Origin of the sequence: Sphingobacterium thermophilum (genome assembly GCF_039541675.1) — a bacterium.
GTDB classification, from domain to species: domain Bacteria; phylum Bacteroidota; class Bacteroidia; order Sphingobacteriales; family Sphingobacteriaceae; genus Sphingobacterium; species Sphingobacterium thermophilum.
Genome location: NZ_BAABGR010000015.1, coordinates 458885 through 485711 on the forward strand (window position 1 = coordinate 458885; position 26827 = coordinate 485711).

At 42.0% G+C, this 26827-nt stretch carries 21 protein-coding genes; 8 read left to right on the forward strand and 13 right to left on the reverse strand.

Annotation, left to right across the window (positions count from 1 at the left end; genetic code table 11):
• Positions 1 to 2 precede the first annotated feature (2 nt).
• The 5 genes from ABD873_RS07910 to acs form a co-directional block, all read right to left on the reverse strand.
• Complete coding sequence (locus ABD873_RS07910) at positions 3 to 1508, reverse strand: proton-conducting transporter transmembrane domain-containing protein (protein ID WP_345066963.1); 1506 nt, start codon at positions 1506 to 1508, stop codon at positions 3 to 5.
• Positions 1505 to 1861 (reverse strand): NADH-quinone oxidoreductase subunit K, encoded by a 357-nt coding sequence (locus ABD873_RS07915; RefSeq protein ID WP_345066966.1) that lies wholly within the window; start codon positions 1859 to 1861, stop codon positions 1505 to 1507. Before ABD873_RS07915 ends, ABD873_RS07910 begins: the two co-directional genes overlap by 4 nt.
• A complete protein-coding gene (locus ABD873_RS07920; protein ID WP_345066969.1) occupies positions 1861 to 2286 on the reverse strand; it encodes a Na+/H+ antiporter subunit B in 426 nt (141 codons plus the stop codon). The genes ABD873_RS07915 and ABD873_RS07920 overlap by 1 nt, the downstream gene beginning before the upstream one ends.
• A 1-nt stretch (position 2287) precedes the next feature.
• On the reverse strand, positions 2288 to 4603 hold the full coding sequence (gene mbhE / locus ABD873_RS07925) for a hydrogen gas-evolving membrane-bound hydrogenase subunit E (protein ID WP_345066972.1): 2316 nt from the start codon (positions 4601 to 4603) through the stop codon (positions 2288 to 2290).
• A 181-nt stretch (positions 4604 to 4784) separates the two neighbouring features.
• Entirely contained in the window at positions 4785 to 6701 is a 1917-nt protein-coding gene (gene acs, locus ABD873_RS07930; protein WP_345066975.1) for an acetate--CoA ligase, read from the reverse strand.
• Positions 6702 to 6879: 178 nt separating this feature from the next.
• On the opposite strand from acs, the gene ABD873_RS07935 reads away from it, so the two are divergent.
• On the forward strand, positions 6880 to 7764 hold the full coding sequence (locus tag ABD873_RS07935; protein WP_345066978.1) for a UbiA prenyltransferase family protein: 885 nt from the start codon (positions 6880 to 6882) through the stop codon (positions 7762 to 7764).
• On the opposite strand, the gene ABD873_RS07940 is transcribed toward ABD873_RS07935, so the two are convergent.
• Entirely contained in the window at positions 7726 to 8655 is a 930-nt protein-coding gene (locus ABD873_RS07940; RefSeq protein ID WP_345066981.1) for an NAD(P)-dependent oxidoreductase, read from the reverse strand. The two genes, ABD873_RS07935 and ABD873_RS07940, sit on opposite strands and share 39 nt — an antisense overlap.
• A gap of 22 nt (positions 8656 to 8677) precedes the next feature.
• Positions 8678 to 9457: a 16S rRNA (adenine(1518)-N(6)/adenine(1519)-N(6))-dimethyltransferase RsmA gene (gene rsmA / locus ABD873_RS07945; RefSeq protein ID WP_345066984.1), complete on the reverse strand. Its 780-nt coding sequence runs from the start codon at positions 9455 to 9457 to the stop codon at positions 8678 to 8680.
• A gap of 149 nt (positions 9458 to 9606) precedes the next feature.
• Here rsmA and pdxA point away from each other — a divergent pair, with 149 nt between their 5' ends.
• From pdxA to miaA, 4 genes are all read left to right on the forward strand, one after another.
• Entirely contained in the window at positions 9607 to 10662 is a 1056-nt protein-coding gene (gene pdxA, locus ABD873_RS07950; protein WP_039052665.1) for a 4-hydroxythreonine-4-phosphate dehydrogenase PdxA, read from the forward strand.
• Between the two features lie 93 nt (positions 10663 to 10755).
• Positions 10756 to 12186, forward strand: a complete 1431-nt coding sequence (locus ABD873_RS07955) for a CCA tRNA nucleotidyltransferase (protein ID WP_039052666.1) — start codon at positions 10756 to 10758, stop codon at positions 12184 to 12186.
• Between the two features lie 51 nt (positions 12187 to 12237).
• A complete protein-coding gene (locus tag ABD873_RS07960; protein ID WP_345066989.1) occupies positions 12238 to 12819 on the forward strand; it encodes an IS1096 element passenger TnpR family protein in 582 nt (193 codons plus the stop codon).
• A gap of 6 nt (positions 12820 to 12825) precedes the next feature.
• Positions 12826 to 13761: a tRNA (adenosine(37)-N6)-dimethylallyltransferase MiaA gene (miaA, locus tag ABD873_RS07965; protein WP_345066991.1), complete on the forward strand. Its 936-nt coding sequence runs from the start codon at positions 12826 to 12828 to the stop codon at positions 13759 to 13761.
• A 28-nt stretch (positions 13762 to 13789) separates the two neighbouring features.
• On the opposite strand, the gene ABD873_RS07970 is transcribed toward miaA, so the two are convergent.
• Entirely contained in the window at positions 13790 to 14857 is a 1068-nt protein-coding gene (locus ABD873_RS07970; RefSeq protein ID WP_345066994.1) for a branched-chain amino acid aminotransferase, read from the reverse strand.
• A 145-nt stretch (positions 14858 to 15002) separates the two neighbouring features.
• On the opposite strand from ABD873_RS07970, the gene ABD873_RS07975 reads away from it, so the two are divergent.
• Complete coding sequence (locus ABD873_RS07975) at positions 15003 to 16757, forward strand: OmpA family protein (protein ID WP_345066997.1); 1755 nt, start codon at positions 15003 to 15005, stop codon at positions 16755 to 16757.
• 134 nt (positions 16758 to 16891) lie between these two features.
• On the opposite strand, the gene ABD873_RS07980 is transcribed toward ABD873_RS07975, so the two are convergent.
• Both ABD873_RS07980 and ABD873_RS07985 read right to left on the reverse strand, forming a co-directional pair.
• Positions 16892 to 19426 (reverse strand): CHAT domain-containing protein, encoded by a 2535-nt coding sequence (locus ABD873_RS07980; RefSeq protein WP_345067000.1) that lies wholly within the window; start codon positions 19424 to 19426, stop codon positions 16892 to 16894.
• Positions 19427 to 19432: 6 nt separating this feature from the next.
• Positions 19433 to 21445, reverse strand: a complete 2013-nt coding sequence (locus ABD873_RS07985) for a DUF7849 domain-containing protein (protein ID WP_345067003.1) — start codon at positions 21443 to 21445, stop codon at positions 19433 to 19435.
• Positions 21446 to 21516: 71 nt separating this feature from the next.
• Here ABD873_RS07985 and ABD873_RS07990 point away from each other — a divergent pair, with 71 nt between their 5' ends.
• Together ABD873_RS07990 and ABD873_RS07995 are read left to right on the forward strand one after the other, a co-directional pair.
• Positions 21517 to 22071: an RNA polymerase sigma factor gene (locus tag ABD873_RS07990; protein WP_039053727.1), complete on the forward strand. Its 555-nt coding sequence runs from the start codon at positions 21517 to 21519 to the stop codon at positions 22069 to 22071.
• Between the two features lie 11 nt (positions 22072 to 22082).
• Positions 22083 to 22802, forward strand: coding sequence for a hypothetical protein (locus ABD873_RS07995; RefSeq protein ID WP_345067007.1), 720 nt, complete (start codon positions 22083 to 22085; stop codon positions 22800 to 22802).
• On the opposite strand, the gene ABD873_RS08000 is transcribed toward ABD873_RS07995, so the two are convergent.
• Genes ABD873_RS08000 through recJ form a run of 3 tightly spaced genes read right to left on the reverse strand, consistent with a single transcriptional unit; the run spans position 22799 to position 26808 of the window.
• Positions 22799 to 24316 (reverse strand): GH3 auxin-responsive promoter family protein, encoded by a 1518-nt coding sequence (locus ABD873_RS08000; protein ID WP_345067010.1) that lies wholly within the window; start codon positions 24314 to 24316, stop codon positions 22799 to 22801. The two genes, ABD873_RS07995 and ABD873_RS08000, sit on opposite strands and share 4 nt — an antisense overlap.
• Before the next feature lie 25 nt (positions 24317 to 24341).
• Complete coding sequence (lptB, locus tag ABD873_RS08005) at positions 24342 to 25076, reverse strand: LPS export ABC transporter ATP-binding protein (protein ID WP_039053724.1); 735 nt, start codon at positions 25074 to 25076, stop codon at positions 24342 to 24344.
• Between the two features lie 31 nt (positions 25077 to 25107).
• Positions 25108 to 26808 (reverse strand): single-stranded-DNA-specific exonuclease RecJ, encoded by a 1701-nt coding sequence (gene recJ, locus ABD873_RS08010; protein ID WP_345067015.1) that lies wholly within the window; start codon positions 26806 to 26808, stop codon positions 25108 to 25110.
• Between the last annotated feature and the right edge of the window lie 19 nt (positions 26809 to 26827).

Genomic DNA, 26827 nt, shown 5'->3' on the forward strand with positions numbered 1-26827 from the left:
CTTTAATTTTGTTTAAGTACAGCCTCAATATAAGGCTTCGTGTCAATCAATTGGTCAGCGATGTTATCGGCCAACGTAATTACAAAGTTTGCGTTCAACCCTATATAAATGGTCACCAACGCTAAAATTCCTATAGGAAGTACCAATAGGATTTTGCGTGCCAAAGGCATGGGCTCGAACTTGTCTTCCAATTCATTTCCTTCGGGAACATTTTTCCAGAAAGCCTCAGACCACATGCGCGCAATGACGAATAGGGTAACAAAGCTACCTAATATAAGTGCAAAGATATAGGCGTATTCACCATGGACGTAAGCGTCTTTTATCAAAAATACCTTAGGCCAAAAGCCGGATAAAGGAGGGATGCCCACCAAAGAGAATAAGACCAGCACGATGAGTAAAGATATTTTCGGATATTGTGCATATAATCCACCTAATGATTTGAGGTCCATAGTACCGCGCATCTGACGTATTAGTCCAGCAATTAAGAACATATTGGTTTTCACCAGAATGTCGTGGAAAAGATAGAACAGCGTTCCAATTAATGCGACTTTGGTAAACATGCCTATTCCGCCAATCATAAAACCTATGTGGCAGACAATAAGGTAGGAAAAGAGGCGGCGTATGTTGAGCTTGATAAGTGCTCCCATGCTTCCTGTAAAGATTGTCAGCACAGCCAGCACCATCAAAAGTTGCTTGGTAAAATCGTCCGGAATGAATATGAGGCTGAAAACACGCAACATCGCATATATACCCACTTTTGTGAGTAGTCCTCCGAAGGTAGCAGCCACCGCCGAAGGAGGTGTATGGTACGAGGATGGCAACCAATAATACAGCGGGAATACGGCCGACTTGATGCCGAACCCTAAAAGGAAGAAAGCAGACGTGATGCCCACAAGAAACTGGTTGTTGACCATTTTTATTTTTTCCGAAAGGTCCGCCATATTCAACGAGCCGGTGATGCCGTAAAGAATACCTACTCCTGTCAGAAAGAAGGTGGAAGCCAAGATATTCAACGCCATATATTTTACGGCTCCTTCCAGCTGTGTCTTCCTTCCTCCCAAAGTCATCAGCACAAACGAAGAGATGATGATGACCTCAAACCATACATACAGGTTGAAGATATCTCCCGTAAGGAAGGCCCCGTTAAGACCCATGACGAGAAAATGGAATATAGGAAAATATCCGTACAGCATGCGCTGGCGGCTTATACCTGTAGAAGAGAAAAGAGATACGGCAAAAGCCGCAATAGAGGTGATGAGCACTAATGTACTACTCAATAGGTCCGCAACAAACACAATGCCGAAAGGAGCATCCCAATTGGCGGCATTAAGGGTAAGTATGCCGTCACTATTTACTTTCGTAAAAAGACGGATTGCTATCAGTAGCCCTAAGAAGGAGCCTATGCCGCTAATAAACCGTTGCGTGACGGTCTTCCTCCATGCTATAAGCTGAAGAATTCCCGTAAACAAATGGATAAATACCGGTCCTAAGATATTATTATCAATCATATATCCTCCTCCTCCGGTGTGTTAAGATCATCCAAATCGTCGGTATTTGCTAAAGCGTAAAACCGCTTCAGCAACACAATGGCAAATGCCGTCAACGCAAAGCTAATCACGATGGCGGTTAGGATCAGCGACTGTGGTATAGGGTCGGCATATATATCCTGAAACATCTTTGCTGTCTCGTCGATAACTGGAGGTTTCCCTTTTATGATTCCTCCTAACAGAAAAATCAAAATATTCGCTCCGGTACCTAAAAACATGATTCCCAACAGTAATTTTACCATGCTGCGACGGAGAATAAGGTACACTCCCGCTCCGTAAAATAATCCTATTAATATGACTAAAAAGAACTCCATTAATTCTTTTCCTCCAGATTGTTGAGTGAAATGGTAAACAGAATGGTCAACACTACTCCAATCACTACCAGATAAACCCCCAGATCAAAGAAGAGGGCTGATCCTATCATGCCGATAAATGGAATAGGTTCTTCCAGCCACAAACCTGTCATCGGAGGTAGTCCAAAGAGTATAGGGATGGTTACGCTAAGGGCTGAAATAGCTAGACCCGTAGGAATTAGTGAAAGAGGTTTTCTCTTAAGGATTTTCATCGTGGCTTCCGTGCCAAAGGCAAAGCTGTGAAGGACAAAAGCAATGGATGCTACTAAACCTCCAACAAAACCGCCTCCAGGATAATAGTGCCCTCTCAATAGTAAGAAAAAAGAGAACAATAAAAGTATGGGAAGTAAATATTTAGAAGCCGTTAATAATATAGGACTTTTCATGCTATTCTTTTTCTGATGATTTTAAACGTAAACGTATCAAACTATACACACCCAATGCGGCAATACTTAACACTACCGTCTCAAACATGGTATCTATACCGCGGAAATCCACCAATATGACGTTTACCACGTTTTTTCCCTTGGCTAATAGATAAGCGTTCTCACCATAAAACTTCGATATTTCTGCCGAAATAGGCTCAGACCAAACTTTTAATGCCACTAAAGAAAGGATGACGCCAAAGCTTAGAGCTACAATAGCATCCCTCACCAAAATGGAACTCCTCGTTAAGTTGATGAAAGGAGGAAGCTTATACAACACCAAAACAAACAGTACTGTCGTCAAAGTGTCTATGGTAAACTGTGTCATCGCCAAGTCGGGAGCACTGTAGATTACAAAAATCAAACAAATACAGTATCCGATTACACTCATGGCGACGACAGCCGTAAGACGTGATGGGGTTGTCAACACAATATATGTCGCCCCAATGAGAATGAAAATTATCGCTATCTCATAAAGATCGGGATATGTCAAATCCCAGAACGACACCGTAATAGGGCCGCTCATCCATAATCTATATCCTAACAGCAACTCAGCAAAAAGGATGATCTTTAGATGGTACGAGCGTAGATAACCATTATGAAACAGGTTTGTGAATGAGGATGCAAAGTGTAGGATTGTGTTTGCAAAGCCAGTAATAATATTTTGCGGAGATATGCGGTTTAGTTTCTCCATGGCATTAAGTTTAGCATGACTCGGCTTATTGACAAGATATACAAGTGTACCTACAGCGAGGGTAGCTAAACTTAACCCGAAGATGAGTGTGAAGCCATGCCACGAGTGTAGGTGAGATGTTAGAACTTCTCCCCACATGGCAGAGGCAGTTGCATTAGTAATGCTTTCCGCCAATAAATTTGGGAAAAGCCCGAAAAATACTCCTCCTAAGGCTAAAAGGAGAGGAGGTATCCACATACTTTTGTATGGAAGATGGATAGATGCGTATTGCGACGGTAGGGGGCCCATAAAAGGTTTTATACCCGCCATGAATCCCGCGGCAACAAGACCTATATTTGTGATAATGGATAAACCTGTTAATATCCAAATCCATTCTTTTATGCCATAATGTAAGGTAGCTTCATAGATAAGATCTTTACCAATGAATCCTATCGTGAGGAAAGGAAATCCCGCACTGGAAAGTGCCGCCAAAAATGCGGCTATAGCCACTGGGAATAATACCTTACGTAGACCACTCAGTTGGGTGATATCGCGGGTATGTGTTTCGTGATCCACAATTCCTGTTACCATGAAAAGTGTAGCCTTATATAGAGCATGGGCTACAATGAATACCGAGACTGCTATTAAAGCTTCCTTGGTCCCTAATCCTAAGAGGAAGGTCAGTACTCCTAAGGCAGAGATGGTAGTATAAGCCAAGATAGACTTCATGTCCACTCTGAATAAGGAATGAATTGCCGCGTATAGCATGGTGATACCTCCCACGGCTATCAATGTATAGCTCCAATATGTAGTTCCTCCAAGTATAGGGGTGAAGCGAGCCAAGAGATATATCCCTGCTTTGACCATAGTAGCCGAATGCAGATAGGCCGATACCGGTGTGGGAGCCTTCATCGCGCCGGGAAGCCAAAAATGAAAAGGAAACTGGGCCGACTTTGTAAAGGCACCTATGAATAACAAGCTTACGATAAGAGGATATAAATTATGATTCAGTAATATATCCTTTCTGCTTATAAGTTCCGAAATAGAATAAGTGTTACCAATGTGTGCTATGAGTACTAACCCCGCGAATAGGAATAATCCTCCTAATCCGGTAATACTCAATGCTGTGATGGCACTTTTGCGAGAGTCCTGATTTTGATTATTAAAGCCAATCAGGAAAAAGGAACTGATACTGGTCAACTCCCAGAATATAAATAATAGCAATAGGTTGTCCGATAGCACTACCCCCAGCATGGCCGACATGAAAAGCAGCAAATAGCCAAAAAAGCGGTCAAAATAGGGGTGTCCTTTGAGATAGGTTCTGCCATAAAAGAAAATACAGCTTCCTATTCCTGTAATGAGAAGGCTAAAGAGTAACGAAAGTCCATCCAAATGGAAGTCGAAATTCACACCCAATGAAGGAACCCAACTGATATTTTGTATTAAGGACTTTCCCGAAGAAATGACGGGAAATAGTTGAATATAATATCCGAAAAGCAGAGTAGGAAGTAAAGGCAAAAGAATGCCAAGCTTCTTGGTGAATGCTTTTCCAAAGAAAATAAGTACAACAGATAATATAAGTCCGGATAATACAGTTAATAGCATTTACTCTTTTTTAGAATTTTTGACTTCCTAAAAATAATAAAAAATACCGTTTTTCTGTGCTATTAATCCAATTTTATGTTGCTTATGGGGGATTTAATAAAATTTTATTAGTTCCTTTAAAAGACAGGTAAAGAAAAACACCGGGGAATTTTATTCTCCCCGGTGTTCTATTTATAAGAATTTATTTTCTTAATTGTTTAGCACCTTCGATGATTTTTTCCACAACGGCTGGATCTTGAAGTGTTGTGGTATCTCCCAGATTATCTAATTCGTTTTCGGCGATTTTGCGTAAGATTCTACGCATGATTTTTCCGGAACGGGTTTTTGGAAGATCCGTCACAAACTGTATGATGTCCGGTTTTGCGATAGCGCCGATAAGGCGGGTCACCGTTTGAAGGATATCTTGACGTGTTTGGTCCGGATTGATATGGTGGTTGGCAATGACATAAGCATAGATACCTTGACCTTTTACCGGGTGCGGGTAACCTACTATAGCGGATTCTACCACATCCGAGTGCATGTTGATAGCATTTTCTACCTCCGCGGTACCGATACGGTGTCCGGATACGTTTAATACATCGTCTACCCGACCGGTGATGCGGTAGTAGCCTTCCGGACTGCGGTAGCAGCCGTCACCTGTAAAGTACATGTTTTCATAAGTGGAGAAGTATGTCTGCTTACAACGTTGGTGGTCACCCCATGTTGAGCGCAACATGCCTGGCCATGGAAATTTGATACAAAGGTTGCCCGAAACGTCGTTGCCTTGAATTTCATTGCCGTTTTCGTCCATAAGGCATGGCTGTATACCAGGAAGAGGTAGTAAGGCGTATCCTGGTTTTTCAGGTGTTACTCCTGCAATAGAGGTAATAAGGTGTCCTCCGTTTTCTGTCTGCCACCATGTGTCGACAATAGGACATTTGCCTTTACCCACTTTTTCTTTATACCAGTGCCAAGCTTCTTCATTGATAGGTTCTCCTACCGAGCCTAATACACGTAATGAAGAAAGGTCTTTGGATTCTACAAACTCGTCACCAAAAGCCATAAGTGAGCGTATGGCTGTAGGAGCAGTGTAGAGAATGTTTACTTTATACTTATCTACAATATCCCAATATCTGCCTGCATCAGGGTAAGTAGGGATACCTTCAAACATGAGAGAGGTAGCGCCTTGCGATAGCGGCCCGTAGATGATGTAGCTGTGTCCTGTAATCCACCCGATATCAGCTGTACAGAAGTACACTTCGCCTGGCTGATATTGGAAGGTGTTAGCAAAAGTATAGCCTGTATATACCATATAGCCACCAGTGGTATGTACTACACCTTTAGGCTTACCGGTAGAACCTGATGTATAAAGTATGAACAAGGTGTCTTCCGCATCCATCTCTTCTGCAGGACAAGGAGGGTTACCTTGCGTCTCTACCTTCTTGATTTCATCTTCCCACCACACATCTCGGCCTTTGATCATAGATACCGGAGTACGTGTTCGAGTCAGTACTATTACGCGTTCTACCGAATTACATTGCATCAAGGCATCGTCCACGATGGATTTTAATTCCAATACTTTAGCACCACGATATCCTCCATCTGAAGTGATGACCAATTTGCATTGTGCGTCGTTGATGCGATCCGCGATAGATTGAGCTGAAAATCCACCGAATACTACCGAATGGATAGCGCCTATGCGAGCACAAGCTAATACGGCAATAACCAATTCAGGAACCATCGGTAGATAAATACATACACGGTCGCCTTTTTTGATGTTGTTGTTTTTCAGTACGTTGGCAAATTGCTCTACCTTGTCAAGCAATTGACGATACGTCAGGATACGGTGAGCCTCACTAGGATCATTAGGCTCCCAGATGATAGCAGGAGTATCGCCGTTTTTATAGATATGTCTGTCAAGACAGTTTTCTGTAATGTTTAATCTACCACCAATAAACCATTTGATGTTGGGTTCGGTAAAGTTCCATTCTAGAACTTTAGTCCATTTTCTTTTCCAAAAGAAGTGATTAGCTATATCTCCCCAAAATTCTTCCGGATTTTCGACACTTCTTTTATAAGCATCTTGATACTCTTCAAAAGTTTTAATCTGAAAACTCATCGCTTTATTTAAAAATTTCTATAGGTTTATATAAAATAGTTATCTAATCCTGCCATTAATTTATTTCATTAAGAAAAAATGGCTTACTGAGTGACTAATTTAATTTTTTTTGTGAATATATGCTAATAGTAAGTATGTATAATTTGTAATATTTGTTCTGCGGAAACACCCTTTTGTTATGAATATTGTAAAAAGAGTATGGAAATTTTTGATTTTTACTAATCTTTTGATAGCTATGGCTGCCGCCTCACAGGTGCTGTTAAGCTATCAGATTTTTGGTGTCCCATACAATATTCATGTGGTTATTTTGGAGTTTTCATCTACTCTTTTGCTATATAATTTGAGTCTTTGGCTTTCCAAACCTCAACGCTATAAAGAGTCTCCGTACGAGAGGACCAGATGGGTGTTTGGAAATATGCCGGTATTTTGGATTTTATCTTTGGTAGCTGCCCTTTCGATGGGCTATGCTCTTTTGCAGGTACATGGGATGACCTTTCTTTTCCTCCTCTTTATCGGCATGCTAAGTTTGGCGTATGTGCTTCCTGTTTTTAATATCAATGGAGTTCGCAAAGGTTTTAGGCATATGGCTTACCTGAAGATATTTCATATTGCACTGATATGGACGCTGAGCACCGTAGGATTGGTTTTTGTAGAGGCTAAGTCAGGTTCTGAAACGTTGGATGGTTCTCTATTGACATTTTTGCTGGCCAGCAAGTTTCTATTTATGTTGTTGGTTACTTTACCTTTTGATATACGCGATATGTCGCAGGACTCATATTATCATCTGAAGACTGTTCCTCTAGCTTTGGGCAAGGAGCGTGCTATAGGTTTGTGTTATGCCTTAGCTTTATTGCACCTTTGGGCTGTGTGGTTCATGCCTACTATGCTTTCGGTACGTCTTAGCCTGATTGGATGTGACGTATTGGTTTTGATTCTCTTCAGAACCGTCATTTTCAAAGAAGGAGCGTCTTTTTTGAGAGTCTATCTCTTGGATCTCATTCTGGTCTTACAATATCTTATTTGTCTATTGGCTGTTCAGGTAAGCAATAATCTTGTCGGCTAGGATATCCGATAGTTTGAAATAGCTTTCGAAGGTCCACCCTGCAACATGAGGACTCAATAAGACATTGTCTCTGGAAATCAAATCCTGATACCATTCTTGTTCTGCAAGTTTAGGGAATTTTTCTACGGGCAGCACGTCGAAGGCAGCACCTAAGATTTTTCCTTTATCCAAAGCTCTTAGAATAGAAGGAATATCCACTATAGGGCCTCGGGCACCCATAAGGAAGAAAATAGGCTTCCGAAACTGTTCCAAATAGCTGTCATCCACCATTCCTTTTGTTTCTTTGGTCAAAGGGATATGAAAACTTATAATGTCTGCTTCAGAAGCAATAAGCTCCATGGTTGCTTCCTGAGCATAGGCATCGGAAAATGCTGTCTTATATTTGTCGTATGCCAAAACCTTCACGTCAAAGCCGGAAAGTTTCTTGGCCATGGCTCTGCCATTGTGGCCATAACCTATAAGACCTACGGTTCTTCCTTTAAGTTCGTAACCTCTATTTTCTTCGCGGCGCCACAGCCCTTGCCGTATTTCGGTATTGCTACGGAAGAGGTTGTTCATCAAACTCAGTAGCATGCCTATCATATGTTCTCCTACGGCGTCACAGTTACCTTCATTGGCTGGAAAAAGTTGAATTCCCTTTGCTGCAGCATATTCTTCGTCTATGTTGTCCATTCCCGCGCCAGCCCTTCCGATAAGTTTCAGTGTTTTACCACGGTTGATGAAGGCTTCATCGACTTGAAATTTGGAACGGATGATAAGGCCTGAATAATCTTCAATAATTTCTTCAGCCTCTTTGCGTGTGATTTCGGGCCGGTAGCTATAGGCTATTCCTGCTTGATCAAACTTGTCCAAAAGGATGGAATGTACATAGTCAACTATAAGGATATTCATGCCTTCTCGGTGGTTTATTATTTTATTTAGTCTGTGCGATATCGTTGGTCAAATCAACAAAATCCTGTACTGTCAATCGTTCAGCTCTAAGGTCGTATAACGGGTTGTTGCTCATTTTATCTTTGGTGATGATGGAGGACAACGCATTGCGCAATGTTTTGCGACGCTGGTTGAAGCCTGCTTTCACCACCTTCCAGAAGAGGGCTTCGTCGCATCCCAAGTCGGTGACGTTGTTGCGTGTCATGCGCATTACGCCCGAAAGTACTTTAGGAGGAGGATTGAACGCTCCCGCCTTTACCGTAAACAAATATTCCACATCATAATAGGCCTGTAAAAATACCGAAATGATGCCATACTCTTTGGTGCCGGGCTGTGCTACGCAACGTTGGGCTACCTCTTTCTGGAACATGCCCGCCATCTGCATCACCCGGTCTCTTTCTTCCAATATTTTGAATAGAATCTGTGACGAGATGTTGTAAGGATAGTTACCGATAACGGCCATCTTCTCCCCGAAGTATTGGTTGAAATCCAATGTTAGGAAGTCGCCATGGATAAGTCTGTCTCCCAATTGGGGATATTTATCCTGTAGGTAAGTGATGGATTCGTCGTCTATATCTATCAAAAACGTTTCAAACTCTTCTTTCTCTAAAAGAAAGTCGGACAGCACGCCCATGCCGGGCCCTACTTCTAATACTTGGGTGAAACCTAAGGAAGGGTCTAACGCATCGGCTATGCGTTTAGCAGCATTTTTGTCATTCAAAAAGTGTTGCCCTAAATGTTTTTTTGCGCGTACTGTACTCATGCTAATTTCTATAGGCCAAAATTACTAAGTAAAAAGCAGAATAGTGTAAAAAGATTTTTTATATGAAAGTCTGATAAACTATACTTGGCTAAGGAGCTTCTACTTTATTTATTTTTTCCTATTTTTGGTTACTAAAAATTGCCATAAAGATGAGTGAAAAATATAAAATTGGTATTAGCGTAGGAGACTTAAACGGTATAGGGTTCGAAGTGATTATCAAATCCCTGTTGGACAATCGTGTGTTGGATTATTTTACACCCATAGTCTATGGTAATACCAAGAATGCTTCATTTCATCGTAAAGCAAATAATATTACGGACTTTAGCTTCAACGTTATTAACGATGTGGATCAAGCTAATCCTAAACGTCCTAATTTGATAAACTGCTGGCAGGAAGATGTCAAAATTACGCTGGGAGAGGAAAATGAGATTGGTGGCAAGTATGCTTTCATCTCTTTGGAGAGAGCGGTAGACGATCTTTTGGCAGGCAAGATAGATGCGCTGGTGACAGCTCCTATTAATAAACATAATATTCAGAGCGAGAGCTTCAATTTTCCTGGACATACCGAGTACCTTCAGAGCCGTACCAATGCGGATGACGTGTTGATGTTCATGCTGTGTGAAGACCTACGTATCGGCGTGGTGACAGGACATATTCCGGTGAAGGAAGTGGCAACAAACATTACGGAAGAGGCAATCCTTAAGAAGCTACGTCTTATGAACGACTCGCTGAAGAAAGACTTCTGGATCCAAAAGCCTAAGATTGCCGTGTTAGGGCTTAACCCTCATGCCGGAGACAACGGCGTTATCGGTCATGAAGACAATGACATTATTGTTCCGGCTATAGAGAAGGCGAGAGAAGAGGGAATTCTATGTATGGGGCCTTACCCTGCCGACGGATTCTTTGCTGGAAGCACCTACAAGAAGTTTGATGGGGTATTGGCCATGTACCATGATCAGGGGTTAATCCCATTTAAGCATATTGCCAACAGAAAAGGAGTAAACTTTACTGCGGGGCTACCTATTGTACGTACGTCGCCGGACCACGGCACAGGATATGATATCGCAGGGAAGAACATGGCGTCTCATGAGTCTTTCTTGGAAGCTATTTTTGCCGCTATACATATTGTACGAAACAGACGCGAACTTAGCGAACTGTTAGAGAACCCGTTGTCTTTCCACAAACTTTCTAAGGATAAAGATTAACAGGTAAGGCAGAAGCCCGTTTATTTTCGGTATCTCTTTTTATTTAAGTATTTTTGCCAATGGAAATAGGTTGGCAGGACCTATACGTGCGTTATGAGTGAAGAATTACAACATCCGATATTTTCTATCATCCGAGATTTAGCAGATAAAACAAACACAGAAGTATATGTGATTGGAGGATATGTGCGCGATAGAATTATGGGGCGTCCCTTTAAGAATGATATAGACATTTTGGTAATCGGTTCGGGTATCGAGTTTGCTACCAAATTGGGCGAACAATTACACACGAAGGTTGCCGTCTACAAATCTTTTGGGACAGCCATGTTAGTGTACGAAGGATTGGATGTTGAGTTCGTAGGAGCACGTAAAGAGTCTTACCGTAGGGATTCGCGAAAGCCTATCGTGGAGGATGGCACCTTGCAGGATGATCAAAATCGCCGGGACTTCACCATCAATGCTATGGCTTATTCTTTGAACAGCGCCACCTACGGCCAGTTATTAGATCCATTTGGAGGTCTTTCGGACATCGAAAATAGAATTATTCGTACACCGTTAGATCCTAACCAAACCTTCTCTGATGATCCTTTGCGCATGATGCGCGCCATACGCTTTGCCACACAGCTCAACTTCAAAATCGACATGAAGGCTATCCAAGCTATTGTGTATAATAAGGAGCGCATCAAGATTATCTCTAAGGAACGTATCACCGACGAACTTAATAAAATTATTTTAGCGCCTAAGCCTTCTATAGGATTTAGATATCTTTTCGATACGGGGCTTTTGCATTATATATTTCCAGCCATGGCCAATCTCCACGGGGTGGAATATATCGACGGCAAAGGGCATAAGGATAATTTCTATCATACATTGGAAGTATTGGATAATGTAGCCGAGATGTCGGACGATTTGTGGTTGCGTTGGGCGGCTATCATGCACGATATTGCCAAACCGGTCACCAAACGTTTTGACAAACGTATAGGATGGACATTCCATGGCCATGAGGAGAAAGGAGCACGTATGGTGCCCAAGCTTTTTGCCGAAATGAAGTTACCTCTTAATGAGAAGATGAAGTTTGTACAGAAGCTGGTACAGCTGCATTTAAGACCTATCGTGCTGGCACAAGATATTGTGACTGACTCGGCTGTACGTAGGTTGCTTTTTGAGGCCGGAGACGACATTGATGCATTGATGTTGCTATGTCATGCAGACGTGACTACAAAAAATGAGTATAAGAAGAAAAAATACCGCGAAAACTTTGAGTTGGTAAAGCAGAAGCTCAAAGATGTGGAAGAACGTGACCACCTACGCAACTGGCAACCGCCAGTAAGTGGAGAGGATATTATGCATGTTTTTGGATTGGGACCAAGCAGACAGGTGGGTATCATCAAGAATGCTATCCGGGAGGCTATCCTCGAAGGGGAAATCCCTAACGAACGTAAAGCGGCCTACGAGTTTATGTTGGAAAAGGCCAAGTCCATGAATATAGAGCCCAAGCAAATATTGTCTTTAGAGACAACGAAATAATTTATAATTTTATACAACAAACCAAAACAGACTTACGTCTATTGATAGCATATGGCAGTTTACAGATTTAGAGTAGCATTCGAAGATTACGAAGACGTGTATCGCGATATAGATATGCCTGCTAAAGGTACATTCTTGGATTTACACCGACAGATACACAAAACTACTGGATATAATCCGGAGGTACCGTCATCATTTTATGTGAGTAATGATCAGTGGAAAAAAGGAACGGAAATCGCTCACCTTCCTGCCGAACGTAAAAAGGAAGCAGGTGTATTGATTATGGAAGATATCCGTCTGAGTAAGTTTATCGAAGACCCACATCAGAAGTTTTATTATATCTACAATTTTGACAGGCCATATGATTTCCACGTGGAATTAATCAAGATTCTTAAAGAGGAAGAAGGAAAAGAATACCCTTCGGTGTTCCGTTCTGTAGGACAGGCACCAAAGTTGGCTCCTGCGGCTAATTTCCCGCTATCGGAAGATTTAGAGGACGAAGATTATATTGAAGAAGAATCGGCCGAACAATATGGGGTGGATGAAGAAGACGATTACGATGTAATGGAAGATGAAGAGGAAGAAGGAGAAGACGAACAGCAGGAATTCGGCTTTGGAGAGGACGACTATTAATCGTTGATGTTATCTTCTACAGAAAATAAGAAAACTTTAGTCGTAGTGGTGGGGCCTACAGCTGTAGGCAAAACAGCTACGGCTATTTTATTGGCCCAGCATTTCCGGACAGAAATTGTTTCGGCAGACTCACGGCAGTTCTATCGGGAGATGAGCATAGGTACAGCAAAGCCGGATACCGAAGAGTTGAAAGCTGTCAAGCATCATTTTATTGATTCTCACTCCATAGAGCAAGACTATTCTGCAGGAGATTTCGAACGTGATGCCCTCACACTTCTGGATAAACTTTTCCAAACCAAAGATGTGGTGGTCATGGTGGGAGGGTCGGGGCTTTTTGTACGTGCGGTATGCGAAGGGCTGGACGACCTTCCGAAAGCTCCCGAAGGTATCCGAGAGGCGCTGAACCGCACTTTTGAAGAGCATGGCTTGGAACCCCTGAAAAAGAAGCTCAAAGAGATAGATCCTGAATATTATGCCGTAGCAGATACAGATAACCCTCAGCGCGTCATCCGAGCTTTGGAGGTCTATGAAGCTACGGGCCATCCCATTTCCTTCTTCCAGAGGAGACAGACCCAAGCAAGACCTTTCCGCATCATCACCGTAGGATTAAATATGGACAGAGAAAAGCTCTATGAACGAATTAATCAAAGGGTAGATAAGATGATGAAGGCAGGGCTGTTGGATGAAGTAACTGCGCTCAGGCCTTATCGTCATAAGCCGGCACTGCTGACGGTAGGCTATTGTGAGCTTTTTGACTATCTAGATGGAAAGATATCTTTGGAAGAAGCAGTGGATAAAATCAAGCAGAACTCACGCCGTTATGCCAAAAGGCAGATAACGTGGTTTAAGAAGTATGGTAATACAACTTGGTTTGAGCCAAAAGACCTCAATAGGATAATTGATTTTCTAGAGCAAAGCATAAAAAAAGACCTTCCGGATTAAGAAGGTCTTTTTGTTGATATATACTAAATTAAACAATGAAATTCCATCCGAAAGGATCCTCAATTTTTCCGTAACGAAGCTGATTAAGGTAATCTAACACCTTATTAGAGAACTCACGGCCTTCTACAGGCGGTAGTGTGTAATCTTTGCCTTCAAATCCTATACGGTCGATGTGGGTGATGGTAGCTGCAGTTCCTGCCGCAAAAGCTTCTGACACCACGCCGGCTTCTATGCCATCAATAAGCTCTTTCACGGACACTTTGCGTTGCTCGGCTTTGTATCCCCATTTTTCGGCAAGTTCCATGATAGTTCTTCTGGTCACACCGTGAAGAATGGTGTCTCCATGAGGGGTTATGATGGCATCACCGATACGGAAGATAAGGTTGGCTGTGCCTGCCTCTTCAATGTATTTATGTTCTTTTGCGTCGGTCCACATGATTTGGTCATATCCTTCGTCGTTGGCAATCTGCGTAGGATATAATGAAAGAGCATAGTTCCCTGCATTTTTTGAGAAACCTACACCACCTTCTGCCGCGCGTGTATAATGCGTCTCTACTTTCAATGATATTGGCTTACTGTAGTACGCTCCTACAGGACATGTGATAATGACAAACTTGTAAGATGCCGAAGGATGTACTCCTAATGCAGCTTCTGTAGCAAACATAAACGGGCGGATATATAGCGATGTTCCTTCCTTTGAAGGTACCCAATCACGGTCTATGTCCAACAGTTTTTTAAGTCCTCCTAGGAAGATTTCTTCCGGAACTTCCGGCATCTGAAGACGTGCTGCAGAGCGGTTGAAACGCTCCCAGTTTTTGTCCGGGCGGAAGATGCTGACCGTTCCATCTTCAAATTTATATGCTTTTATACCTTCGAAGATAGCTTGACCATAGTGCAAGGCAGACATCGACGGACTAATAGTCAGGTCACCGTAAGGGACGATGCTGACGTCTTCCCATCTACCGTTGTCATATTCTGCGACCAGCATGTGGTCTGACATGATTTGTCCGAATTTTAAGTTGTTGAAGTCTACTTGCGAGAGTCTTGAAGATTGTGTTGGCTCTACGCGAATTGAAAACTGTTCTGTCGCGCTCATTTCTCTTATTTGTTTTTAATTGGAATGCAAGTTAAAAAAAAAGATTTAGAGCTACTTATTTAAATTTTAAATATGTGGGTAACATTTTCTCATAGCCGTTGATATATAGGTAAAGAAAACAGATTGCTAACTAAAATCTATGACTATGAAAAAATATCTACTTGCATTAATGTTAATAGGATTTGCATTTTATGCGTTAGCTCAGCAAAGTAAAGGAGATTTCCAAGTGGGAATCTTTGGAGGAGCTTCCAGCCCTTTAAATAAATATAAAAATATAGTCGACACCAAGATGGGGTATCACGGTGGAATATTTATGGACAAATATTTCTCGGGTAACCGCTTAGGATTGGGTATAGATGCTCGATACATCTATAATAGGGTTGCCAAAAACGAAAGCGTGGCCTTCCTTAATGGTATGATATCCACACACTATGCGAGTAAAAAGCGGTTTGAAGATTTCGTGTTTTCGTTAGGGCCTACCTATCGTTTTACGGACAACCGTTTTCATGTGGAAGCTTACCTCCGTGGAGGTGTTATGCTGCAGTCTTTTCCAGAATTTGTGACCACCCTGACTTATAAGGATACACGTGGAGTGACCAGCGTGGATGTGCTGAAGACAGTAAATGACGCTTCCAACAAAGCTAATTCATGGGCAGCATTGGCGGGATTGCGTTTCAATTACATGTTTACACCTCAGTTTGGTGCTTATGTCCATGTAGACTATGTGCAGGCATTGGGATCCAAGTTTGGTAGTAAAGAAAGCCGCTTTACTACCGAAGAGTTCAAAGCTGATGCGGAAAACCCTATAACAGCTACTACCGAAGTGATACATCATGGTAATCATTACTTTTTGGATGCCAAAACGGTAGAGTATACCGTACATCAGACGTTGAATGCAGGAGTAGGACTGAAATATGCTTTCGGCAAAGGACAGTGGGAAGCAGTGCCTTCAAGACCGCTAAAATATGATGAGGTAAAACCTGTCATCCAAAATAAAGATTTGCAAATCGTGGTTAAAGATAAGCAGACACAACTCGCGTTAAGTGGAGTGACAGTAAGTATTGTGGGAGAGGGAATAGAAGAGCGCTCTATTACTGATGCTAATGGTCAGGCCAATAAGGTTGTTGCTATCAAACCTGGAAATTATGAAGTGATAGGGGAAAAGAATGGAATTAAGACTCCAATTTTATATCTTAGTGCCGAAGATTTTCAGGGCTCTGCAGGCACCATTCTCCGAGAGATATACCACGATGACCCTAGATTTACGCTGATCGGAGAAACTTTCGATTGCGATCTTCAACGTAATTTGCCTAACATATCTACCGTTTTGACCAATACAGAAACTAAGATGAATGTAAGTCAAATTTCAGACGCTGAAGGTAAATTTATCTATCAATTGGAGCAGAATAGCGACTATAGCGTCGTGGCTAACCAACAAGGACGTTATTCGCAGACTGAATTTGTAAGTACTAAAGGACTTGATCGTAGTCAGACACTATACGTAACCCTGAAATTAGGCGTATGTGAATTGAAAAACGATGCAGAATTCGTACTAAAAAATATATTCTATGATTTCGACAAGAGTGACATACGTCCGGATGCGGCCTTGGTATTGGATAATGTTGTCGCTATCCTGAAGCAGAATCCTACTTTGAAAATAGAACTATCTTCGCATACAGATAGCCGTGGTAACGACGACTATAACCTCAAGCTGTCACAACGCCGTGCCGATGCAGCAGTAAAATATATTGTGTCGAAAGGAATATCTGCTTCTCGTGTAGTTGCTAAAGGGTATGGAGAGAAGCGCCTTTTAAATAGATGTGGTAATGGGGTACAATGTTCGGAACAAGAACATCAGATTAATCGCCGTACAGAAATTAAAATCTTAGAATATCATTAATCAATTATAATTATCTAACTACCTAATTATGAAAAACATGTATAGAGGGAAAGGGTATCGCAAGCTTAAAAGAAAATGGATTGTGATAGGGAAGTTTATTTTGGGATTCTTTGTCTATCTCTATGATAGAGCCATCAAACCTTTGTGAGTTTGCGACGAAGGAAAAACAGACCAAGTAAGGTCATAGAAATCACACAAGCTAGCGGAAGTAGGTTTGAAGTTTCTTTCAAGCCTACTTCGTTATTTATGCCGGTATAATTGATATTAGCCCAATACCATGGATTGGCCTGTAGCACACCGCCCTCCTTAAGATACTGCCTTTTGGCTTCGGCCAATGCTTCCATGGGGTAAGGACATTTTTTTAGCTGATCATAGAATTTAGCCGTCAGCTGCAGCATTGCTTCATCGTTGGCAAACCAATAGGTAGATATAACCGAGGGAACATTTTTGCTTAAAAAAACACGCTGTATGCTAGCTGTGCCTTCTGACGGTAAAGGCTTGCCGCTTCCCGTATTACATGCCGAAAGAAATACCAATGGTGTCTTTATCTCGTAGAATCGTAGCTGATTGATGGAAATAGGTTGATGTAGATAGAGGTAAGGAGCTTCGGTGCTATCCAAAATGGTGTGTGCTGCAATATGAATAAGGTTGGACCTGTTGAAGGCCTGTTTTAACGACTTGTCGTTTTGTTGCAAAGGGGAGTAAGACTCCGTTTTGAATGTCTTTTTCAGATTTTTGACCTCTTGATTTACAAAAGGAAGCTTAGGCAGCGGAGAAGGGTAATCCGACCTATAGAATACTGCTACGGCAGCTTTTTGTGCTTCTTCCCTATGGTGCAGGAAATCGAAAAGTAAGAAGGAATTGAGATAAGCCATGTTGTATTGTTGCACCAGAAAGCTGTTGTGGTGATATAAAGCATCGAAAGGTAGGCCATAAAGAGAGCCGTCCAATGATAGGAAAATATTGCATTCTGTTTCTGGCAGGTTGGGCAACAAACGCTTGGCTATGCTACTGCTTTCTTCTCTGTATTTGGTAGGGTTGTTATTGTAGGAATTAGGAGAGTCACCGAAATATTCTTTCTTTAAAAGTTCGATTTTAGAGAGAAAGGAGGTGTCATTCACTTGATAGAAAGATATCTTTTTTCTCGACGAATTAAGGATGCTTATTTTGTTGTCTTTATGGATATAGTAAGCATAATAGCTGTTGTCGGTTTGCTGAACCCTTTGTAGAAAGTCTTCTTTTTTAGGGTTGAAATGAATTTTTTCGAAGTAGCGTTCCGACAGCTGAAAGTCCGTCTTTAGTTTCTCTATTTCCACGAGGTAGGCATTTCGCAATTTAGGGTCTACCGTCGCGTCGTACTGTTGGTAGAGCAGTCTGATTTGCTGTAGAGCCTCTTTCAGTTTATCATCTGCAGCTGTCCATTGGTCGGAGCGGTGAATCTCGTTGATGAGGAGACGTGCCTTGCTCAGCTCAATACACCATAATAGGGTTTCGACATACGTTTGTTGTGGTAACGAAGGAGCGCTTAGATATAAGGCAATAAGCTCTTCGAGAATATCTTTATTCCATCTGTTGTTGCGTATCTGATCCTGTGCACTTGTAATCAGCTGCTGTGTACGGAAATCGTTTTCTATTGCCCACTCGTAATAGTAGAAGGCTGAGTCCAGTATTTTTTGCCGAGCGAAGCATCTTGCCTGTCCCAGCAGAGCATAAGTGTATTTGTAATCCAATACATATTTTTCACCACTTTTTCGGAAATGTGCTGCGGAAAGTTTATACTGCTGAAGGGCATTTCCCCAATTCTTTAGCGCGAGATAAATGTTGGCAAGGCTGAGGCAGGCATTGCCCTTTGTACGATATTGTGAGTGAGGAAAGTGTCTCTCCAGAATATCTATAGATTTTTGTGCTTGGGATATATTGTTGTTTAGTTCGGCAGCTTGTGTCAGTGCAGAGCAGTACCATACCAATGTGTCTCCGTATAGTTTATGCTTTTCGAAAGCACGGATTGCCAAAGTGTTGAAACGAGAGCTTGTGGCGGTGTCTTGTTGCTGCTCTTTTATTTGCGAAGCAGTATTGTATAGCAAAGCTTTTGTCAAAGATTCGTTGAGATGAGGTAAAATGTCGGTTACCAGACTATCGGCCTTCTCGAAATCCATGTTATACAGATACGCATTAGCTAAATTGTTGACGAGGCCTGCTTTTTGTTCATAGGCTGTAGGAGGATAGTCAGCCAGGAGATTTTCAAGTAAGGAAATAGCTTTTTGATGGTCGTCTACGTGGATATACAGGGTAGCTAGAGGTTTAATGATATACAATGCAAAATCCAGGTTTTGGATGCTATGTTCCTTTACAAAGTTGAGCGCACGTTCGTAATATTGTATGCTTTTGAAATGGTTTCCCTGTTCGCGGAGGCTATAAGCCATGTATAGCAGTCCGTAGGCATAGATTTCCTTTTCTTCATCCGTTTGAGGCTGTAGATGAAGACTATTCAGAAAAGAATCCGGGTTGGAGATATAGAGTTCGGGATGGTTTTCCGTGATATCTTCAAATTTTTCAAAAGAAATCTTTTGTTTGGCATTTTCTGGCGCAGCAGATGAGGGCTTATTCTGCTCGCAAGAAACCAAACATATTAGTAAGGTTAGTAATGTCGCTACTCTAGCTCTCAACATCAGCTTTTAAAACCTCCAAATTCCGTAAATGCCGCTATAGGTTTTTTGATTTTTGTCGTAGGCTACACGGAATCCCAAAGCAGGCCCCATATAAACTTTTCCTACATTGATATCGAAAAAAGGATTGCATTTCCAGGAGCTGTTCTCTTTTAGAAGCGTTGGATTTTCTACAGTAAACACATTTTCTTCCGTACCTTGGGCTGTAAGATAATAATAATTTTTAGTGCTTGATGCTTGAGTATTTATGTCTTTGCGTATGGAAACTCCACCTCCTATAGAAATAAAAGAATTTATGTTATAGCGCAGTTGTACAGGCAATTGAAAAGACACAAAGGTCCTGCTTTCGGTGCTGTCCATAGCTCTATATTCGTATTTCATATATCTTCCATTTTCTTGGACTTCAATCACCCCCTGTTCGTTGATGAGGTCGGTGTTGCTTTCCCTATTATAGAATGAAGAATATATTTCTACTTGCCAGAAAGGCTTCTTGTAAGGAGCCATAGGAGCAAGGCCGAATCCTAGCTGAATTCCCGGCTTGAATTGGTGTTTTAAGGTATGCTCTTTGGGCGTTCCAAATGTGGCTGAAGACCCTATGGTCACTATGGGTGACCAAATCTGGCGGAATCTAGACGTCGAAATATTAGTAGTAATAGGTGGATTGTTGTCAAAATAGATGTCCGTATAAGACTGGAACGATTTGTTTTTGAATTTCTTCTTTTCCATGTCTATTTCAAAGAGAATAAAACCTTTGGAGCTGTCCGGGTCAGTCAATGTTTTGGAGGCTGTTCCTGGCAAGGCTATATCTTTGAAATGAAACACCAGCGTTCCATTGTCTTTGATGTAATATTGATAGCATCCCATGGCGTTGAGGGTGGCACAGGTGTCACACTTAGGATAAAGAGATTTAAGCCGGAATGTTTCTTTCCGCACTTCGGGAGGAAGAAACATTTCTAACCTTACATGGCGTGCATCACCTTCTCCATCGTTTTGAAACTGAACCTTGTAGGTTAAGGTTTTGTTTTTAGATTGGAAGCGGTAGCTCATCCGTGCCGGCCGCACCGACATCTTGTTAGGGTCATGCGATTTTACGACAGGGATATCTACCTGATGGACATTGGCGATTCCGTCTTCTGGAAGGAACACTCCTGTAATCGTCACAATGGCGTTGGTATCTACCAGCATATTTTCTGTCACATCTAGATTGATGAGCGAAAACTGCTTCTCGCTTTGTGAAGGATCCACGTCGTAAGCAGCAATGGAGTTGTAGGCTCCATATAGGTTTTTAAAATAGTTTATAGCCTGTTGGGATGAGCTGAAGGTAGAGACCTCTTTAATCCCGTAGTCTGGACTTCCGGTTTTGGTGAAGGTAGACTGCTTTACGTTTGCCCACATACTGTTGAGGCTCTCTTTCTGTACCAGAGAGTCTATCGTTTCCTTATAGTATTGACTTTGGTATGCATATCTGAAGCCATCCAGCCCTGCGACTTTTTCGTTGGAGAGGATAAATATTTTCCCTTTTCGGCCTTCGGTATTTATTCCCACGACCAACTGCATATCTTCGCCGGGTTTAGCATCGGAAAGTTTGTAGATCTGAAATATGCCATTCGAGGAGAAGAAATTTTCTTCGAAATAGTTGGGGGATACCTTGGCGATGGCCGAGCTGCCGCTTTTAATTTGAATAGTCTTTTTTGGTCTTTTGGGTTTGGGACCATAGTCGTAGTTGTTTACGGCGTATACTGAAACCTCATACTGTCCCGGCTTGGCATATACATGCGTGGGTTCTGCCTGGGTGCTGAAATGACCGTCACCGAAGTCCCACAGATATTTATAGTAGGGTGTCCGTCCTCCTGGAATCTGTACGAGTGGCCGTAAAATAGGCTTAAACTGGAAAACGCCGTCCTGTTCATGCACTTCAATACGGCTTTCGAAGGTGTCTACCTGTACAATAAGGTTGTTTTCCTGCGCTATACATAGCCCGCACAGTAAGGTAAATATTAGTGATAGTAACAGTCTTATCATGGCTTTAGGTTCGTTAACATAATTGTTTAACGAGAAATATTATTAAATTTACTAAGTAATTGCCAATTTAAATGCATATAGACCAAATTTATATACAATACCTAAAAGAAAACAACAGCAAAGGCATTCAATTAATATATAATAAATATGCTAAGCAAATTGTTACCCTCATTGTGAAAAATAGTGGGACCGAAGACGATGGTTACGACATTTTTCAGGAGGCCTTGGTAGATATTTACCATATGGCTCAAGAGAAAGATTTCGTGCTAACGACCAGCTTTGGGGCCTTTCTGAGTATAGTATGCAAAAGAAAATGGCTTAACGCGTTGAAAAAAAATCAACGTATGCCGGTAACAAATCTCGAACAAAGTGTATTATATGTTGAAGATGATTCCTCCAAACAGTGGGATGATATGCTGGAAAAGGTGGATAAAGAGAATAGGGTAATGGCTTTACTCAACACAATGGGTGAGAGCTGTCAGCAGATTATCAAGCGATGTATGACGGAAAAACATCAGGAAAAGATTGCGGAAGCGTTGGGAATAAGTTATGCCTATTTGCGGAAGAAGAAAAGTGAATGTATGGCTACACTCATCAGAAAGGTAAAAGAAAGCGGTTTATTTTAAGACTTTATGCAATGGAAAAGTTAACAGACAAGATTCAGGATTATATTGACGGTTTGTTGGATGGCGACGAACTTCAAGCCTTTGAACAGAAACTGCGGGAGGATGAAGATTTCAGAAATCTGGTCTATCTGCAGCGTGAAGTAAATGATATTATCCATAAGCGGGTGAATTCGGGCGAACAGGATTTGAGAATCTCCTTGCGTGCTGCCGAACAAGAGATAAGGTCGCATGATGGGGCTACCCCACTTATCAAGAAGATAAAACCGCTGATTGCTGTGGTGAGTGCTGCCTGTCTGTTTGTCGTAGGTTACCTTTTCTTTACGAACAGCAATAGCTCTCTATATGAACTTCCTGCCATGCAGTCAGAGGTGGTGCGTGGAGAGGAAGCTGTAGCGCGATACGAGGAGGCCGTTCGTCTATATAATGCCAAGTCCTATAAGGAATCCCGTAAAATGTTGAATCAGCTTATTCAAGAAGAGCCCGAAGTAGTACAATATCAATATTATGCAGCCTTGACCTATGTGGGAGAGAAGAAATGGAAGGAGGCGCTGAAAGCTTTAGAGCCCGTAGCTTTTGGGACCTCTATCTTTCAGGAGGAAGCAACCTACTATATGGCGGTATGCCACCATAAGGAAGGTAATGATGCCGAGGCTAAAAGACTTCTTCAGACCATCTCTTCTCAAGGTAAAATAGGAGAGAAGGCAAAGAAGCTGTTGAAAAAAATCGATTAAGGTCTGTTGATGATTTTCAGCAGAGAGTCCAAATACTGACGGTCATTAGCTAGGCGAGGTACTTTGTTTTGTCCGCCCAACTTGCCACGAGATTTCATCCATAGGTAGAAAGTGTTGTCTGGTGCGTTGTGGATTACCGGCTTACGAAGAGCAAGGTCTTTGAAACGTTTAGCGTCGTAATCGGAATTTATCTCTCTAAGCTTGCTGTCTAAGGTCTCACAGAATTTGTTAAAATCTGTCGGTTGTTTTTCGAACTCTATAATCCATTCGTGGGCACCGGCCTCGTTATCTCCAAAATATACAGGACCGGCGGTATAGTCACGGATGATGGCATCAGTGACTTCACATGCGGCCTTGAGAGCCTGCTCGGCATTATCTACGATGACTTCTTCTCCGAAGGTGTTGATGAATTGCTTTGTACGTCCAGAGATTTGAAATCTGTATGGCGATAGCGAGGTGAACCGTATGGTGTCACCGATTTTATAGCGCCATAGTCCCGCATTAGTGGATATGATTAACGCATAATTTTTCCCTATTTCCACTTCACTTAAGCTTAACGTCTTCGGATGTTCATCGTTTAAGTTTTCTATGGGTAAGAATTCGTAATATATGCCGTAATCCAACATAAGCAACAGATCTTCCGAATCCGACTGATCCTGCAGGCCAAAGTATCCTTCCGAAGCGTTATAATTTTCCAAATAATACATGTTGTCGGAAGGTATTAAGCGTTTGAACTGCTCACGGTACGGTTTGAAGCTCACACCACCATGGCCATAGAATTCCAAATTAGGCCACACTTCCAAGAGATTGTCTTTCCCTGTGATTTCGAGGATACGTTTTGCCATGACGATGTTCCACGTTGGTACACCCGCCAAGCTGGTGACATTTTCTTTAATGGTGAGCTGTGCGATCTGTTCTATCTTTTCTTCGAAATTAGGATTTAGCGTAACTTCCAAGTTCGGGGTACGCAGAAATTCGGCCCAGAAAGGCAGGTTGCGTATCAGGATAGATGAAAGGTCTCCATAATAAGAGTCGGGGCTGAAGTTGTTGATCTGTGAAGAGCCTCCAATGACCACCGACTTGCCCGTAAAAACCTTATTGTTAGGTCTGTTGTGGCAATAGATAGTAAGCATATCTTTCCCTCCTTGGTAGTGGCATTCTTCCAAGGCTTCAATACTGACAGGGATGAATTTGCTGCGGTCTGAAGTTGTTCCGGACGACTTGGCAAACCATTTGATGTCTGAAGGCCATAGCAAATTTTGCTCTCCTTTAATCATACGGTCAACGTATCCTTTGATGTCGTCGTAGTCACTTATGGGAACGCGGTTTTTATATTCTTCGGGTGTAAAAATACTTTTGTAGTCGTATTTTTTGCCCCACTCAGTTGCTTCTGCAGCAGAAATTAAGTTTTGGAACCATTCTTCTTGTACGTCATGCGGATATTTGATAAAGAGTTCAATCTGATGAATTCTCTTTTGCATTATCCAAGTAAAGATCGAATTGAGTATGGCCATAACTTAATTGTAATACTGCTTTAAATTAAAGTTTTTTCCTACGTAATACAAAATTCTGACCCAAGTAAAATTTACGGGCCATTTCATTTTCTGCGATCTCTTCGGGACTACCGGTGAGCATAATTTTACCTTCTGTAAGAAGGTATGCTCTGTCGGTAATGGATAAGGTTTCTTGCACGTTGTGATCTGTGATAAGCACACCGATATTTTTGGCTTTCAGCTTAGAAACGATAGACTGTATTTCTTCTACGGCGATAGGGTCAACGCCGGCGAAAGGTTCGTCCAGAAGGATAAACTTAGGATTGGCGGCAAGGGCTCTGGCGATTTCCGTACGACGGCGTTCTCCCCCGGAAAGAAGGTCACCCCGATTTTTTCTTACTCTATGGAGGCTGAATTCCGTCAGTAACTCCTCCAGCTTTGCCATGCGCTCTTCCTTGTTGGGATAATGTATTTCCAGAACAGCTAAAATATTGTTCTCCACCGATAGCTTGCGGAACACCGATGCTTCTTGTGCTAGATAGCCTATACCTTTCTGAGCACGTTTGAACATGGCGTCTTTAGTAATTTCCTCGTCATTGAGATATACGTGCCCCGAGTTAGGCTTTATCAGGCCTACAATCATATAGAACGAGGTGGTCTTACCGGCACCATTGGGGCCCAGCAGCCCAACAATTTCTCCCTGTTCGACATGAAACGACACGTCGTTCACAACAGTACGTTGCTTATATATCTTGACGAGATTTTCTGCTCTAAGTATCATGAACTAATATTTCCGCTAAATGCAAATATATCTAATATCGTATAGCTTTAATATTTAATTGTAAATTCTTTTTACCTCTCCAGTTGTTTTCTTCTATGGTATAGCAGATGTCGAAAGGTTTTTGCATCGCTATATGGTCGAAATGTTCGGCCAGTCCAAAAGCGATACAGTCAAAACTTGGAGAGTTATGCTGTGTAATACAGAGTTTAAGATGATTGTTGCCTACGACGTATGGTGTGCCCAACACACGGACATTGGTAGTCATGAAGATAGGGGCTTCATTCTGAGGGCCGAAAGGTTCGAACTGTTTGAGAATGCGGAACAGTTTGGCATCAATGTCTTGAAGCTGTATTTCAAGATCAATGCTTACTTCCTGTTGTAGCATTTCGGGTTTAATGGTGCGTTGCACCACAGCCTCAAAGCGCTCTTGAAAGAGGGTTATATTTTCCTCCCGCATGGTAAGCCCTGCGGCATACTTGTGACCACCGAACTGTTCGAGGAGATCGCTGCATTCGCTCAAAGCCTCATATAAGTCAAAACCCAGTACCGAGCGGGCAGATCCAGCAATATGTCCGTTTGTCCTTGTCAGGATTACGGTAGGCCGATAGTATTTTTCCGTAAGTCGGGATGCTACGATACCTATAACGCCCTTATGCCAGTCGGCCTTATAAAGCACCGTCGATTTGCGGGAAAGGTTCTGATGGGAGGATTCTATAATCTGCAAGGCCTCCTTCGTGATGGTAAGATCAAGATCTTTACGTTGGTTGTTCTGATCGTCTACGGCCGAAGAGTAGTTCTTTGCTTCTTCTTCTGATTTGGAAAGGAGAAGGTGTACAGCGTCTTTAGCGTGCTCTATTCTTCCTGCGGCATTGATGCGTGGCCCTATCTGGAATACTATGTCATTGACGCTGAAGTTTTTTGATTTTTGGGAAGATAGATCAATCAACGCTTTAAGACCTATACAAGGATTATTGTTCAGTTTCTTTAATCCAAAGTACGTTAAGGTTCTGTTTTCTCCTGTGATAGGGACAATATCGGAAGCTATACTTACGGCTACCAAGTCCAGATATTGGTAAGCCACCTCCATATTCATATTGTTTTTCAGGATGAAGGCTTGAATAATTTTAAACCCTATACCACATCCGGAGAGTTCTTTGTAAGGATAATTGCAGTCCGGTCTTTTAGGGTCAAGGACAGCCACGGCTTTAGGTATGGAGTCTCCGGGCAGGTGATGGTCTCCTATGATAAAGTCTATGCCCTTACTGTTGGCGTATTCTATTTTATCTATGGCTTTGATGCCACAGTCCAAGGCGATGACAAGTGAAAAGCCTTTGGCAGCAGCATAGTCAATACCTTGTGTAGAAATGCCATAACCTTCCGCGTAGCGGTCCGGAATATAAAATTCAATGCCGGAGTGGAAAGCACGAAAAAAACTATAAACGACAGATACTGCTGTGGTGCCATCTACGTCATAGTCTCCGTAGATGAGTATTTTTTCTTTGTTGCCGATAGCTTTTTCGATGCGGGATATGGCGATGTCCATATCCTTCATGAGGAAAGGGTTGTGCAGATGCTCCAAAGAAGGTCTGAAAAATTGTTTTGCCTGATCAAAGGTTTCAATCTGGCGGCTCACCAAAAGATTTGCAACAATGTCATTTACACCTAATTCCGCCTTCAAACGCTCTACTTTGTCGCTATTATTTTTTGGTTTTAGGACCCACCTTTTTTGCATATCTTTGCACAATATTTGT

Bases quoted from the DNA above. Each gene is read 5' to 3' on its own strand.
- ABD873_RS07910 (WP_345066963.1), bottom strand. From the start codon at position 1,508: ATGATTGATAATAATATCTTAGGACCGGTATTTATCCATTTGTTTACG.
- ABD873_RS07915 (WP_345066966.1), bottom strand. From the start codon at position 1,861: ATGGAGTTCTTTTTAGTCATATTAATAGGATTATTTTACGGAGCGGGA.
- ABD873_RS07920 (WP_345066969.1), bottom strand. From the start codon at position 2,286: ATGAAAAGTCCTATATTATTAACGGCTTCTAAATATTTACTTCCCATA.
- mbhE (WP_345066972.1), bottom strand. From the start codon at position 4,603: ATGCTATTAACTGTATTATCCGGACTTATATTATCTGTTGTACTTATT.
- acs (WP_345066975.1), bottom strand. From the start codon at position 6,701: ATGAGTTTTCAGATTAAAACTTTTGAAGAGTATCAAGATGCTTATAAA.
- ABD873_RS07935 (WP_345066978.1), top strand. From the start codon at position 6,880: ATGAATATTGTAAAAAGAGTATGGAAATTTTTGATTTTTACTAATCTT.
- ABD873_RS07940 (WP_345066981.1), bottom strand. From the start codon at position 8,655: ATGAATATCCTTATAGTTGACTATGTACATTCCATCCTTTTGGACAAG.
- rsmA (WP_345066984.1), bottom strand. From the start codon at position 9,457: ATGAGTACAGTACGCGCAAAAAAACATTTAGGGCAACACTTTTTGAAT.
- pdxA (WP_039052665.1), top strand. From the start codon at position 9,607: ATGAGTGAAAAATATAAAATTGGTATTAGCGTAGGAGACTTAAACGGT.
- ABD873_RS07955 (WP_039052666.1), top strand. From the start codon at position 10,756: ATGAGTGAAGAATTACAACATCCGATATTTTCTATCATCCGAGATTTA.
- ABD873_RS07960 (WP_345066989.1), top strand. From the start codon at position 12,238: ATGGCAGTTTACAGATTTAGAGTAGCATTCGAAGATTACGAAGACGTG.
- miaA (WP_345066991.1), top strand. From the start codon at position 12,826: ATGTTATCTTCTACAGAAAATAAGAAAACTTTAGTCGTAGTGGTGGGG.
- ABD873_RS07970 (WP_345066994.1), bottom strand. From the start codon at position 14,857: ATGAGCGCGACAGAACAGTTTTCAATTCGCGTAGAGCCAACACAATCT.
- ABD873_RS07975 (WP_345066997.1), top strand. From the start codon at position 15,003: ATGAAAAAATATCTACTTGCATTAATGTTAATAGGATTTGCATTTTAT.
- ABD873_RS07980 (WP_345067000.1), bottom strand. From the start codon at position 19,426: ATGTTGAGAGCTAGAGTAGCGACATTACTAACCTTACTAATATGTTTG.
- ABD873_RS07985 (WP_345067003.1), bottom strand. From the start codon at position 21,445: ATGATAAGACTGTTACTATCACTAATATTTACCTTACTGTGCGGGCTA.
- ABD873_RS07990 (WP_039053727.1), top strand. From the start codon at position 21,517: ATGCATATAGACCAAATTTATATACAATACCTAAAAGAAAACAACAGC.
- ABD873_RS07995 (WP_345067007.1), top strand. From the start codon at position 22,083: ATGGAAAAGTTAACAGACAAGATTCAGGATTATATTGACGGTTTGTTG.
- ABD873_RS08000 (WP_345067010.1), bottom strand. From the start codon at position 24,316: ATGGCCATACTCAATTCGATCTTTACTTGGATAATGCAAAAGAGAATT.
- lptB (WP_039053724.1), bottom strand. From the start codon at position 25,076: ATGATACTTAGAGCAGAAAATCTCGTCAAGATATATAAGCAACGTACT.
- recJ (WP_345067015.1), bottom strand. From the start codon at position 26,808: ATGCAAAAAAGGTGGGTCCTAAAACCAAAAAATAATAGCGACAAAGTA.